Below are 12,881 nucleotides of genomic sequence, written 5' to 3'. Positions count from 1 at the left end.
TCAACTCCTCAGCAGGATCGCCGATGTGGGGACGCCCTCACCGGCGGTGACCAGGCAGGTGGCGGCGTCGGGGACCTGGGCGGTGGAGGCGCCGCGGAGCTGCTTCACGCCCTCGTTGATGAGGTTGAAGCCGTGGACGTACGCCTCGGAGAGGCCGCCGCCGCCGGTGTTGAGCGGCAGGCGTCCGCCGATCTCCAGGGCGCCGCCCTCGGTGAACGCGGCGCCCTCTCCTCTGCCGCAGAATCCGTACCCCTCCAGGGAGAGCGGGATGAGCGGGGTGAACGCGTCGTAGATCTGGGCGACGTCGACGTCCTGGGGTCCGAAGTCGGCCTGTTTCCAGAGGTGTCGGGCGGCGGTCCAGGCGGGGCCGGAGAGCGGGTCGTCGTTCCAGTAGTTGACCATGCCGTGGTGCTGGGCGGGCAGGCCCTGGGCGACGGAGTGGACGTAGACCGGCTTCCGCCGACAGTCGCGGGCGCGTTCGGCGCTGACGACGACGCAGGCGAGTGCCCCGTCCGTCTCCAGGCAGTTGTCGTAGAGGCAGAGGGGTTCGCTGATCCAGCGGGCGGTCATGTACATCTCGCGGGTCAGCGGACGTTCGTACATGATCGCGGCGGGGTTCTGGTTGGCGCGGTTGCGGCAGGCGAGGGCGACGTTGAAGAGGTGGTCGCGGGTGGCGCCGTACTCGTGCATGTAGCGGCGGGCGAGCATCCCGATCTCGTCGGTGGGGCGGAGGAGGCCGAAGGGCCGGGTCCACTGACCGGGGGTGGCGAGCTGCGCGCTCGTGTTGGTCCACGGCCTGGGTCCGCTGCCGCGCTTGCGTGACCGCCACGCGACACCGACGCTCGCCTGGCCGGTGGCGACGGCGGCGGCGAGGTGGCCGACGGTCGCGCACGAGCCTCCGCCGCCGTAGCCGACCTTGGAGAAGAAGGTGACGTCACCGGCGCCGATGGCCTTGGCGACCTCGACCTCGTCGGTCTCCTCCATCGTGTACGAGGCGAAGGCGTCGACCGCGGAGGGGGCGATTCCGGCGTCGTCGAGGGCGGCGAGGATCGCCCGGCAGGCGAGCGTCTTCTCGGTCTCGGGGAGCCGTTTCGCGAACGGTGTCTGTCCGATCCCGACGATGGCCGTGGCGTCCTTGAGCACTGCAACCTCCCCGATCGCGAGCTGCTGACAGCGCGTCAGGCTACAGCTAATCTGACGGATAGTCAGCTACGGGTGCGGTGGGAGGGACGACCATGCGCGGTGACCTGGAATGGGGCTCCATAGCGGGCCTCGTGCGCTCGGCGGCCGAACGGTACGGGACGGCGGAGGCGGTGGTCGACGGCCGTACCCGCGTCTCGTACGAGGAGCTGGGCGAGCGCGTCGAGCGCGCGGCCGCGGCCTGTCTGGCGGCGGGTGTGGAGCCCGGCGACCGGGTCGCGATCTGGGCGCCGAACACCCTGGACTGGATCGTCTCGGCGCTCGGGGCGGTGACGGCGGGAGCGGTGCTCGTCCCGCTGAACACCCGCTTCAAGGGCACGGAGGCGGCGTACGTGCTGGCGCGGTCCCGGGCGAAGCTGCTGTTCATCACCGGCACGTTCCTGGGGACCTCGTACGTCGCGTCGCTGCGCCGCGCGGAGGTCGAACTCCCGGACCTGGAGCGGGTGGTGGTGCTCGCGGACGCCGCGCCCGAGGACTACACGACCTGGAAGGACTTCCTCGCGGAGGGCGAGTCCGTCTCCTCGGCCGAGGTCCGCGCACGGGCCGCCGGCCTCTCCCCGGGAGACCCCTCGGACATCATCTACACCTCGGGCACGACGGGCGCCCCCAAGGGCGCGGTGATCAGCCACGCCCAGACACTGCGCTGCTACGGGATCTGGGCGGACCTGGCGGGCCTGCGGGAGGGCGACCGCTACCTGATCGTGAACCCCTTCTTCCACACCTTCGGCTACAAGGCCGGGATCATCGCCTGTCTGATGCGCGGGGCGGTGATGGTCCCGCAGTCCGTCTTCAACGTGGACACCGTCCTCGCCAACATCGCCGCCGAACGCATCTCGGTCCTCCCCGGTCCGCCGACCCTCCACCAGTCGCTCCTCGACCACCCCGCCCGCTCCTCGTACGACCTCTCCGCGCTGCGCCTGGTGGTCACGGGCGCGGCCGTCGTCCCGCTGCGGCTGGTCGAGCGACTGCGCGGCGAGCTGGGGGTCGGCACGGTCCTCACGGCGTACGGCCTCTCCGAGGCGAGCGGCATCGTCACCATGTGCCGCAGGGGCGACCCCGCGGACGTCATCGCGACCACCTCGGGCCGCCCGATCCCGGACACGGAGGTCCGCCTCTCGACGGCGGGCGAGGTCCTGGTGCGCGGCCACCACGTGATGAGCGGCTACTTCGAGGACCCGGAGGAGACGGCCCGGGCGATCGACGCGGACGGCTGGCTCCACACGGGCGACGTGGGCGTCCTGGACGAGGCCGGCAACCTGCGCATCACGGACCGCATCAAGGACATGTTCATCGTCGGCGGCTTCAACGCCTACCCGGCGGAGATCGAGCAGCTCCTCGGCCTGCACCCCGACGTCGCCGATGTCGCGGTCATCGGCATCCCCGATCCGCGGCTCGGCGAGGTGGGCAAGGCCTTCGCGGTCCGGCGGTCCGGCGCCCGGGTGACGGGCGACGACCTGATCGCGTGGGCGCGCCGGGAGATGGCGAACTACAAGGTGCCGCGGGAGGTGGAGTTCGTGGCGGAGCTGCCGCGGAACGCGAGCGGGAAGGTGATGAAGGGGGTGCTGAGGTCACAACCTCGTCCCTGAGCGGCGGAACATCGGCGTCCCCGCGGCCGCGCCCGCCACAATCCGCAGGGATCGCTCGTCCCCTCTTCCGACTCCCCTTTGGAGCAGCCGGTGTCGTCGCCCGAACTCCCCATAACCCTGAGCCCTCAGCAGGCCGCGACGGGCGTGATCGTCCCGGTCACCCTGCCGACCGGACCCACCCAGATGCACATCCCGCCGTGCCGTGACGGGGACCTGGTCCCGGTCCAGGTCGGGGGCGGCACGGTGTTCCTGCGCATCAAGGTCGCCGGGCCGGCGCAAGGGCCCCGCAGGTCCGGCGGCCTCGGCTGCCTGGTGGCGCTCGGGGTCGTCGGCGCCGTGATCGCCGCGCTCGTCCTCACGAACGACAGCGACGACGAGACTCCCACGGCCGGCTCGCCGACGGTCTCGGCCGCCCCGCTCGACACCACGCCGCCGCCCGCCCCCACGGTCACCGCCACCCCGACGACGGAGGCGCCGCCCGACCCGTACACCAAGGGCACCTGCCTCAACGGAAGGCTGCCGGACTCGACGACCGCGCAGAGCGTGAGCAACGTCGAGGAAGTGCCCTGCTCGGCGTCCGACGCGCACTACCGCGTGATCCAGACGATCCCGCTGACCTCGGACCTGAACCGCTGCAACGCCAACCCCAAGACGCAGTACGCGTTCTCCCACCGCTACACGATCAACGGAGCGACGATCAACGAGTACGTGTACTGCCTGGTCGGAATAGGTTCGTTCGCTCGCTGAGCCGGAGCACGACGATGCCCTGCTCCGCGTGGACCCGTCGCCACCCCCTCCCTTCCGCCCGCCGCAGGACGGCGTCCACGGCGCCGGACGGGAAGGGGTCGCGGGTGTCCGCCACGATCCACTCCACCGGCTCGGACCGGTCGAGCACGCCCTCGGCCACGAGATACACACGGGCGCTGTCGGTGAGATGGGGCGCGAGGCTGTTGCTCGCCGCGACAAGGGCGCCGTCGGGCACCCGCGCGAGCGCGGCGCGGGCGGCGGCCTGGCGTGGACCGTCCTGCCAGAAGCCGGGCGCGGCCAGCCGGGCCAGCGGCTGCCCCGGCAGCAGCAGGAGCGCGACGAGCAGCGGAACGAGAGGGGGGAGCCGCACGCCCCGGCGCAGGACGTCGATCAGGGCGGCGAAGGCGATCGGGACGAGGACGGCCGAGTAGTGCAACTCCGGGCCCCAATAAGCCGGGTTGGGGGAGGTGAGGCGCCACGCCAGGGTGGGCAGCAGGAGCCAGGCCAGCGGACTGCGCAGCACCAGACCGGCCGTGACGGCCAGCAGGGCCAGCAGGGTCAGCGATTTCGTCGGCCATCCGTCGAGCATTCCGTACGCGTGGGGCTGGTCGAGGTAGCCGTACCGGCCGTCCGGGGCCCACGCGGGCAGCGCCACACACACGACGAGCACGGTGGACGCGACGGCGAACGCGCCGAGGGCGAGCCCCGCGCGGCGATGGTGCCGCATCAGCAGCAGACCGAACACGGCGGCGGTGGCACCCAGATCCTCCTTGACCAGCACCAGACCGCCGGCCCAGCAGGCGGCCGCGACCCAGCGCCCGTCGAGATGGGCGCGGCAGGCGAGCGCCAGCAGCGGGACGGCGAAGGCGACTTCGTGGAAGTCGAAGGCGACGAGCTGCTGGAGACCCCAGCACAGTCCGTACGCGAGCCCGATCGCCACGCCCGCGCCCGGCCGCGGGAGGTGCCGCTGCGCGGTGCGCGCGACGACGTACGTCGAGAGCGCGACCAGCCCCGCTTGCGCGAGGAGCAGGAGCTCGACGTACGGGAAGAGGCGGTAGAGCGGTCCCAGCAGGGCCAGTACGGGATGGAAGTGGTCGGCGAGCAGCGGATAGGCGTCGCCCGTGAAGCCCGGTGGGGCCGTCGCCGTACGGATCTCGGACGCGGGGAGGCGGAGCTCGGCGTACGCGCGGACGCCCTGGCCGAAGATGCCGAGGTCGTAGCCGGTGGTGCCGAAGCGGCGGTGCTCGCGCAGGGAGTAGGCCGCGTGGAGGAGGAGGACGAGGCCGGCGACGAGGGCGGGCGCGGTACGGGGCGGGCGGGGCTCGAGGCCTCGGGCGGGGACCACGACGGGCGCCGGGGCGGACAGCAGAGACATGGGGGGACCCTGGCCGCCGCCCCCTGAGGACCGGCTGAAGAGGGCTGAGGATTTTTTCAGCGTCTCTCTCGGCGCGGAGGCGATACTCGCCGCATGAGGTTGCTGGTGATCGAGGACGAGGAGCGGCTCGCCGCGTCGCTGCGCCGTGGTCTCGCGGCCGTCGGCTACACGGTCGACGTCGCCCACGACGGTGTGACGGGCCTGCACCTGGCACGGGAGCACCCCTACGCCGCGATCCTGCTCGACCTGATGCTGCCCGGGCTCAACGGCTACCAGGTCTGCTCCCGGCTGCGCGCCGAGCGGATCGAGGTGCCGGTGATGATGCTGACGGCGAAGAACGGTGAGTACGACGAGGCCGAGGGGCTCGACACCGGCGCCGACGACTACCTGGCCAAACCCTTCTCGTACGTCGTCCTTGAGGCCCGCCTGCGGGCGCTGCTGCGCCGGGGCGGGTCCCGCGCCCGGCCGGCGGTCCTGGCCTGCGGGGACCTGTGGCTGGACCCGGCTCGCAGGGCCTGCGGGCGGGGGGAGAGCGCGATCGCGCTGACGCCCAAGGAGTTCGCGGTCCTGCAGACACTGATGCAGCGGATGGACGAGGTGGTGCCCAAGCTCGACATCCTCGACGAGGTCTGGTCGGCGGACTTCACGGGTGACCCGAACATCGTGCAGGTCTACATCAGCGCCGTGCGCCGGAAGGTCGACCTCCCCTTCGGGACGGCCACGATCGAGACGGTGCGCGGCGGCGGTTACCGGGTGTCGGGGTACGCGGGTGGGTACGCGCGTGGGTGAGCGGCCGATGCGGGCGGTGTGGGCCGCGGGGGCGGCGGCCTGGCTGGTCGTGGTGGGGGCGGTGGTGTGGCTGGAGCTCGCCGACCGCCGTGCGGGCCCGCGGCCTGTCGTGATCGCGGAGCTCATCAGGGACGACCGTGTGGGCCCGCAGATCGCGTTGCTGACCTGGCCGGGATTCGCGGTCGGAGCGGTGGGTGTCGCGGTCGTGTGCTGGTTCGCGACGCACGGCCACGCCAGGGCGGTACGGGTCCGGACCACGCTCACCGCGGCCGTGACGTCGGGAGGGCTGTACGCCACCTACGTCTGGTGGCTCGGCGAGGAGAACCCGCTCAAGCCGTGGCTCGTGGCCGAAGAGGCCCTTCGCTGGGGCCTGATGTTCATCGGGCCGTCGGCAGGCGTGCTGACGTCGGCGGCCGTCTGGACGGCGATGGGCCGGGGAGCGGGCCGGGTCTCCTTCCCACGGCGTCTCGTCCTGACGGCGGCGGCCGGGGCGGGGGCGCTGTCGCTGAGCGGGGTGTATCTGCTCAGGCAGGCACAGCTGGAGAGGGCACCGGACGTCTTCGGGATCGCCCTGACCACCGGCGCGCCCGTCGTCGCCCTGCTCACCGGTGTCCTCGTGCACTTCGCCGCGGCCAGGGCGCTGCGCCCGGTGGAGGCGATCCGGCGGGAGCTGGAGGACATCACCAGCCACTCCCTGGACCGGCGGGTCCCGGTCCCGGCGACGGACGACGTGATCGGCCGCCTCGCCCGGACGACGAACGACACGCTCGACCGGCTGGAGCAGGCGTCGGCGCGGCAGCAGCAGTTCGTCGCCGACGCGGCCCACGAACTGCGCAGCCCGCTCGCGGCTCTGCGGGCCCAGCTGGAGTCGGCGCTCCGGCATCCCGAGGGGGTTCCCTGGCCGGCCGTCGTGGAGGACGCGGCGGCCGACGTCGTACGGCTCCAGGAGCTGGCGGACGACCTGCTGTTGCTGGCGGGCATGGACGGCACGCGACACCGGGCGCGGGCGGTGGAGGACGTCGACCTGGCGGCGCTGGCGGAGGACCTGGTCCGTGAACACCAGCACCTTCCGGAGGCGCGGCGCCTGCGACTGTCGTACGGGGCGGAGGGTCCGGCCCGAGTCGTCGGCGACGCCCGCCAGTTGGAGCGTCTGCTGCGCAACCTCCTGGGCAACGCGTGCCGGCACGCCGGTTCCACGGTGACGGTGGCGGTACGAACCGACGCCACCTCCGCGGTCCTGGAGGTCCTCGACGACGGCCCGGGCATCCCACCCGCCGACCGCCACCGCGTCTTCGAGCGCTTCACCCGCCTCGACGAGTCCCGCACCCGCGCGGCGGGAGGAGCGGGCCTGGGCCTGCCGATCGCACGGGAGATCGCGGTGCGGCACGGCGGGACGCTGGGGGTGGGGGAGAGCGCGCGGGGGGCGAGGCTGGTGGCGAGGCTGCCGAAGGGGTGATCCAGATCACTCCGCGCGGTGGTATGGTAGGAGGTATGGCAACGAAGAAGTACACGGTCACCCTGCCGGAGGAACTGGCGGAGGAGATCCGTGGCGAAGTGGGTCCGGGCGGCTTCAGCGCGTATGTCACGCATGCCATACGGCGTCAGCGGGAGCAGGACCGGCTGGGGGAGCTGGTGGCCTGGATGGAGGAGGAGTACGGCCCGGTCACGGAGGAGGAACGGGCTGCCGCCGAGGCGGAGCGGCGCGAGATCGAGCGCTGGCACGAGGAGCGGGAGGCGAGGCAGCGGGCGGAGGCCGAGATGCCGGCTCCGGCGGAGCGGCGGGCCGAGGCAGCATGAGCGAGGTGTGTTACGTCCTGGACAGCGAGGGCCTGTCGAAGTCCGTCCTCGGCGATCCCGTGATGAAGGCCCGCATGAAGGAGGCCCACCGCGCGGGCATTCGCGTGGTGACGAGTTCGATGACCCTGATCGAGGCGTACCACGCGAAGGTTCCCCACGCCGCCTGGAAGTGGTTCCTGTCCCGCATCGTCGTCGAACCGGTCACCGAGGATGTCGCGGAGGCGGCGATCTCCCTGCTGAGGAACACCGGCCTGCACGGCCACAAGTACGCCATCGACGCGGCCCTCGCGGTGATCGCGGGGCGGCAGCGGGGCCGGGCCACCGTGTACACATCGGACGAGGACGACATGCGGAAGCTCTGCGGTCCGAGCGTGCTGGTCCGCGCCGTCTAGGCACGTCCGAACGCGCGGGAGGGGCCGGGCAGATGCCCGGCCCCTCCCTCATGCTGTCCGGTCGCGATGCGGCGGCCGTGAACGTGTCGGACGCCTGCCCGAAGTCTCCCCCTGGTTCCTTCGAGCGTCCCCCGGCATCCGGCACGTCGGCCTCCCGGACGGCTACGGCCGCGGCGGCTCCCCCGTTGGCGCCGCCGCAGCCGTCCCCCGATGGTGAACCGGCCCCCGTCTCCCCCGTGGGCCGGCTCATGTCTACTTGAGCGGCTCGCTCGTGGCGTGCGAGTCGAGCGGCTTGATGGGCTCGCCGGTGGCGTGGGAGTCCATGGTGGTGATGTCCCCGCCCGTCGCGTGGGAGTCGAGCGGCTTGATCGGCTCGCTCGTGGCGTGGGAGTCCATGGTGGCGATGTCCTCGCCGGTCGCGTGCGAGTCCGTGGGCTTGAAGTTGTCGGCCATGGAGCCAGCTCCTGAAGTCGTTGGGCATTGTGGGACTGAAGTGTCCGCCCGGCAATTCCCCCGTGGACCGCCGGGCGGACACGTCAGGGCCGATCACCATAACGGTGGGGCCTCGTGTCGAACCGTCTGCCCCCCGACGCGACGGATCGATACGTACGAGAGTGCCGTGCGGCGATAAACGATTGATGAACGCCCAGTCCAGGTCAGGCAACCGCCGCCGGATGGAGCAGAACGCGCACGTCGTCGGCCTCCGGCGAGCCGAGGTGCTCGAACGCCGTGAGCGCCTCGCTCCAGCACACGCGCGCCCGGTCCGTCTGTCCCAGGGCCGAGAGGCCGCGGCCGAGGACGGTCAGGACGTTGGCTCGGCGCCATTCCCCGCCGATGCCGTGCAGCACCGACAGTGCCTGCTCGGCGTGGGCCGCGGCCGCGGCGTGCCTGCCGTCGGCGAGGTGGACCTCGGCGAGCCGGAACAGGGTCATCCCGTGCCACAGTTGCTGCCGGCTCTCCTGGAAGACGCTGAGCGCCTCGGTGAGGACCGCACGTGCCCGGGTGGTCTGTCCGGAGGCCGTCAGGGCGAGGCCGAGGGCGTACTTGCCGTTGGCGAGGCGCAGGGCGAGCCCGGTGTCCGCCTCCTCGTAGATGGCGATGCCCTGCGTCGCGAGTTCCACGGCGCTCGCCACGCGCCCCGTCGCGAGGTGTACGCGAGACAGGTTGCACAGGGCACTCGCCTCGCCGGGCTTGTTCGCGTCGGCGCGGAAGGCGTCCCGTGCCCGCGAGAGATGGGCCTCGGCGTCGGCATGACGGTTCTCGTACAGGGCGAGGATGCCGCGCTCGTTGGGTGCGTTCGCACGCGTCCACGGGTCCGCGGACGCCTGACCGAGGTCCATGGCGAGCCGGGCCTCCTCGTCGGCGTCGTCGAACCGTCCCGCGGTGCTGTACACCTGCGAGAGCGTGGTGCGCGCCCGGCCCTCGGAGCGGGCGTCCCTGAGCGCGCGCGCCGCGTCTCGTGCGGCCACCGCCGCCACTTCGTACCGGAGGGAGTTCACGCCCGATTCGGCGAGGTCCTTCGTCGCCATCAGGAGGTCGACGGCCCGGCGCAGGGATCCGTGGGCCAGGGACTGCTGGGCGCAGGCCAGCACACAGCCCGCCTCGGCGTGCAGCCAGTCCAGGGCCTCGGCGTGGTCCGAGAACTCCAGGCCCGAGTGGTGGGTGACTTCCAGATGCGCGACCGTACGGTCGCCCGGGCGCTCGATCGCGTACACCCTCGCCGCCGTCGACAGGTAGAAGTCGAGCAGCCGCGAGAGCGCCCGCTCCCGCTCCGCCGACGGCTCGTCCCGCTCCGCGCACGCACGCGCGTAGAGGCGCACCAGGTCGTGGTAGCGGTAACGGCCCGGGGCCGCCGATTCCAGGAGGGAGGTGTCGACCAGGGCCTCCAGGAGGTCCTCGGTGTCCTGGGGCGGGAGGTCGAGGACCGCGGCCGCGGCGGCCAGGGAGATGTCCGGGCCGTCGGCGAGGCCCAGCAGGCGGAAGGCGCGGGCCTGGGCCGGTTCCAGCTGGCCGTAGCCGAGTTCGAAGGTGGCCTTGACCGCGAGGTCGCCCGCCTGGAGCTCGTCCAGGCGGCGGCGCTCGTCGGCGAGCTTCGCCGCCAGGACCGCCACCGTCCACGTGCGCCGCGCGGCCAGGCGGGAGGCGGCGATACGGATCGCCAGCGGGAGGAAGCCGCACGCGGCGACCACGTCCAGGGCCGCCTCGCGTTCGGCACAGACGCGCTCGGCGCCGACGATGCGCGTGAAGAGCTGGAGCGCCTCCTCCGGCGACATCACGTCCAGGTCCACCAGGTGCGCGCCGGCCAGGTCCACCATCCGGATCCGGCTGGTCACCAGCGCCGCGCAGCCCGCCGTGCCCGGCAGGAGGGGGCGGATCTGGGCCGCGTCCCTGGCGTTGTCGAGCAGCACCAGGATCCGGCGGCCGTCGAGCGTCGAGCGGTACAGCGCCGCCCGCTCCTCCAGCGAGTCGGGGATCGCGGAGTCGGGGGTTCCGAGCGCCCTCAGGAACGCCCCGAGCACCGTCTCCGGGGCCGCCGCCCGCGCCCCCGCGCCCTGGAGGTCCACGTACAGCTGCCCGTCCGGGAAGTGCGGGCGCGCCTCGTGCGCCAGGTGCACGGCGAGCGTCGTCTTGCCGACGCCGCCGATGCCCGCGAGCGCCGAGACGGCCATCACGGAACCCTCCGCCGTGGCCAGCCGGTCGCCCAGCTCCCGTACGAAGGAGGCGCGGCCGGTGAAGTCCGGGACCGTGGCCGGGAGCTGGGCGGGCCGGGCCACGGCGGGAGCCGGCGCGGACTCCTCCACAGGCCGGGCCAGTTCGGCGTCCGCCCGGAGGATCCGCTGCTGGAGCCGGGAGAGCTCCGGGCAGGGGTCGACGCCCAGTTCGTCGGCGAGGAGCCGGCGCGTGTCCGCGTACACGGCCAGTGCCTCCGCCTGCCGGCCGCCGCGGTAGAGGGCCAGCATCAGCAGTTCCCTGAGGCGCTCGCGCAGTGGGTGCGCGGCCGTCAGCGCGGTGAGCTCGGAGACGGCCTCCGCGTGCGCGCCGGCCTCCAGGTCCATGTCCAGGCGTGTTTCGAGGAGCTGGAGGCGCCATTCCTCCAGCCGGGCGCGCTGGGTCTCGGCGTACGGCCCCGGGACGGACGCCAGGGGCTCGCCGTCCCACAGCGCGAGCGCCTTCGTCAGCCGGGCGCGCGCCTCGCTCCGGTCCCCGGCAGCCCGCAGCTTCTCGGCCTCGGCGGCCAGCTCCTGGGCGATGTTCAGGTCCACCACTCCGGCCGGGACGCGGATCGCGTAGCCGCCCGCGTCGCTGACCAGGACCCCGGCGTCGAGGACCTTGCGCAGTCGCGAGGCGTACGTCCGTACGGCCGCCAGCGCCTGCGAGGGCGGGTCCTCGCCCCAGATGGCGTCGATCAGCTCCGAGGCCGTGGCCGTGCGCCCCTCGCGCAGCAGCAGCGCGGCGAGCAGCGCCCGCTGCTGCGGGGAGCCGGACGGCAGGGCCGCGCCGTCGCGCCAGGCGCGGACGGGGCCGAGCACGCCGAAGCGCAGGTCGTTGCCGACAAAGTCAGGACCTGTCAACGGAGCACGTTGCTCCGGAACTCGCGGGCCGTTCTCACGGTCCATAGCTCCCCCTGCCCACCGCTGGTTTCGCCCAAGACAGTCTGCCTTGTCCGGAGGGGGCGCGTCAGCATCGGGTGACTGTCTGCACAAGTCCTGCCACAGATTCGTCCCACCAGGAAGCTGACGGACCGTCAGATGAGCGCTACGGTGAAACGCATGGAGACCTTCCCGAAGATCATCTCGGTGGACGACCACACCGTGGAGCCGCCTCACGTCTGGCGGGACCGGCTCCCGTCCAGGTACCGCGACACCGGACCGCGGATCGTCAGGGCGCCCCTGAAGGAAATGACCTTCCTCGGGGGGAAGTTCGCGCCGGTGATGGGGGCGAAGGGCGACGACGGGCCGATCGGCGACTGGTGGGTGTACGAGGACCTGCACCGGCCGCTCACCCGGCTCGACACCGCCGTCGGTTACGACAGGGACGAGATCAAGCTCGAGGTCATCACCTACGAGCAGATGCGCCCCGGCTCGTACAACGTCCCCGACCGGCTCGCCGACATGGACGTGAACCACGTCCAGTCGGCGCTCTGCTTCCCCACCTTCCCCCGCTTCTGCGGGCAGACGTTCACGGAGGCGGGCGACCGCGAGCTCGGTCTGCTCGGCGTCCGCGCGTACAACGACTGGATGGTGGAGGAGTGGTGCGGGCCGGAGGCGCACGGACGTCTCATACCGCTCACGCTGATCCCCCTCTGGGACGCCGACCTCGCCGCCGAGGAGGTCCGCCGCAACGCCGCCCGCGGGGTCCGCGCCGTCGCCTTCTCCGAGATCCCGCCCCACCTCGGGCTCCCGTCGATCCACACGGACTACTGGGACCCGTTCCTGCGGGCCTGCGACGAGACGGGCACCGTCGTCGCCATGCACATCGGCTCCTCCAGCCGGATGCCGTCCACCTCCGCCGACGCCCCGCCCGCCGTCGGCTCCACGATCACCTTCGCCAACTGCTGTTTCTCGATGGTCGACTGGCTGATGAGCGGCAAGTTCGAGCGCTTCCCGAACCTGAGGATCATGTACGCGGAGGGTCAGATCGGCTGGATCCCGTACATCCTGGAACGCGCCGACGTGGTCTGGGAGGAGAACCGCGGCTGGGGCGGCGTCGCGGAGAAGGTGCTGCGCCCGCCGTCGGAGCTGTTCGCGGGGCACGTGTACGGGTGTTTCTTCGACGACGCCTTCGGGCTGAAGAACCTCGATGACATCGGGGTGGGGAACGTGCTCTACGAGACGGACTACCCGCACTCCGACTCCACCTGGCCGAAGTCGCGTGAGGTCGGCGAGGCGCAGATGGGCCACCTGGCTCCGGAGGTGGTGGAGCGGATCGTGCGCGGCAACGCGATCGAGCTGCTCGGGCTGACGGCGGAGGGGCTGTGGTGTCCCTGACCGGTTG

11 protein-coding genes are annotated in these 12,881 nt (G+C 72.4%); 7 read left to right on the top strand and 4 right to left on the bottom strand.

Features of this window, described 5'->3' with window-relative positions:
* Positions 1–1,143 (bottom strand): lipid-transfer protein, encoded by a 1,143-nt coding sequence (locus tag ACFYV5_RS28420; RefSeq protein WP_389173048.1) that lies wholly within the window; start codon positions 1,141–1,143, stop codon positions 1–3.
* A 92-nt stretch (positions 1,144–1,235) separates the two neighbouring features.
* Here ACFYV5_RS28420 and ACFYV5_RS28415 point away from each other — a divergent pair, with 92 nt between their 5' ends.
* Both ACFYV5_RS28415 and ACFYV5_RS28410 read left to right on the top strand, forming a co-directional pair.
* Entirely contained in the window at positions 1,236–2,786 is a 1,551-nt protein-coding gene (locus ACFYV5_RS28415; RefSeq protein ID WP_389173046.1) for a FadD3 family acyl-CoA ligase, read from the top strand.
* A gap of 90 nt (positions 2,787–2,876) precedes the next feature.
* Entirely contained in the window at positions 2,877–3,533 is a 657-nt protein-coding gene (locus ACFYV5_RS28410; protein WP_389173044.1) for a hypothetical protein, read from the top strand.
* Here the strand turns inward: ACFYV5_RS28410 and ACFYV5_RS28405 are convergent.
* Complete coding sequence (locus ACFYV5_RS28405) at positions 3,484–4,908, bottom strand: DUF2079 domain-containing protein (RefSeq protein WP_389173042.1); 1,425 nt, start codon at positions 4,906–4,908, stop codon at positions 3,484–3,486. The two genes, ACFYV5_RS28410 and ACFYV5_RS28405, sit on opposite strands and share 50 nt — an antisense overlap.
* A 93-nt stretch (positions 4,909–5,001) precedes the next feature.
* Here ACFYV5_RS28405 and ACFYV5_RS28400 point away from each other — a divergent pair, with 93 nt between their 5' ends.
* Genes ACFYV5_RS28400 through ACFYV5_RS28385 form a run of 4 tightly spaced genes read left to right on the top strand, consistent with a single transcriptional unit; the run spans position 5,002 to position 7,886 of the window.
* Positions 5,002–5,697, top strand: coding sequence for a response regulator transcription factor (locus ACFYV5_RS28400; RefSeq protein ID WP_389173040.1), 696 nt, complete (start codon positions 5,002–5,004; stop codon positions 5,695–5,697).
* Positions 5,690–7,153, top strand: coding sequence for a sensor histidine kinase (locus ACFYV5_RS28395; RefSeq protein ID WP_389173038.1), 1,464 nt, complete (start codon positions 5,690–5,692; stop codon positions 7,151–7,153). The genes ACFYV5_RS28400 and ACFYV5_RS28395 overlap by 8 nt, the downstream gene beginning before the upstream one ends.
* A gap of 35 nt (positions 7,154–7,188) precedes the next feature.
* The gene (locus ACFYV5_RS28390; RefSeq protein WP_355113681.1) at positions 7,189–7,494 is read left to right on the top strand and encodes a hypothetical protein; all 306 of its coding nucleotides are present in this window, start codon (positions 7,189–7,191) and stop codon (positions 7,492–7,494) included.
* Complete coding sequence (locus ACFYV5_RS28385) at positions 7,491–7,886, top strand: hypothetical protein (RefSeq protein ID WP_355113679.1); 396 nt, start codon at positions 7,491–7,493, stop codon at positions 7,884–7,886. Before ACFYV5_RS28390 ends, ACFYV5_RS28385 begins: the two co-directional genes overlap by 4 nt.
* Positions 7,887–8,138: 252 nt before the next feature.
* On the opposite strand, the gene ACFYV5_RS28380 is transcribed toward ACFYV5_RS28385, so the two are convergent.
* Complete coding sequence (locus ACFYV5_RS28380) at positions 8,139–8,339, bottom strand: hypothetical protein (RefSeq protein WP_389173035.1); 201 nt, start codon at positions 8,337–8,339, stop codon at positions 8,139–8,141.
* A gap of 203 nt (positions 8,340–8,542) precedes the next feature.
* On the bottom strand, positions 8,543–11,503 hold the full coding sequence (locus tag ACFYV5_RS28375) for a BTAD domain-containing putative transcriptional regulator (protein WP_389173033.1): 2,961 nt from the start codon (positions 11,501–11,503) through the stop codon (positions 8,543–8,545).
* Positions 11,504–11,656: 153 nt separating this feature from the next.
* Here ACFYV5_RS28375 and ACFYV5_RS28370 point away from each other — a divergent pair, with 153 nt between their 5' ends.
* A complete protein-coding gene (locus ACFYV5_RS28370) occupies positions 11,657–12,874 on the top strand; it encodes an amidohydrolase family protein (RefSeq protein WP_389173031.1) in 1,218 nt (405 codons plus the stop codon).
* The last annotated feature ends 7 nt before the right edge of the window (positions 12,875–12,881 follow it).

The organism is Streptomyces sp. NPDC003035 (assembly GCF_042888285.1).
Lineage (GTDB): Bacteria > Actinomycetota > Actinomycetes > Streptomycetales > Streptomycetaceae > Streptomyces.
This window is presented reverse-complemented; position numbering and strand designations above follow the sequence as displayed.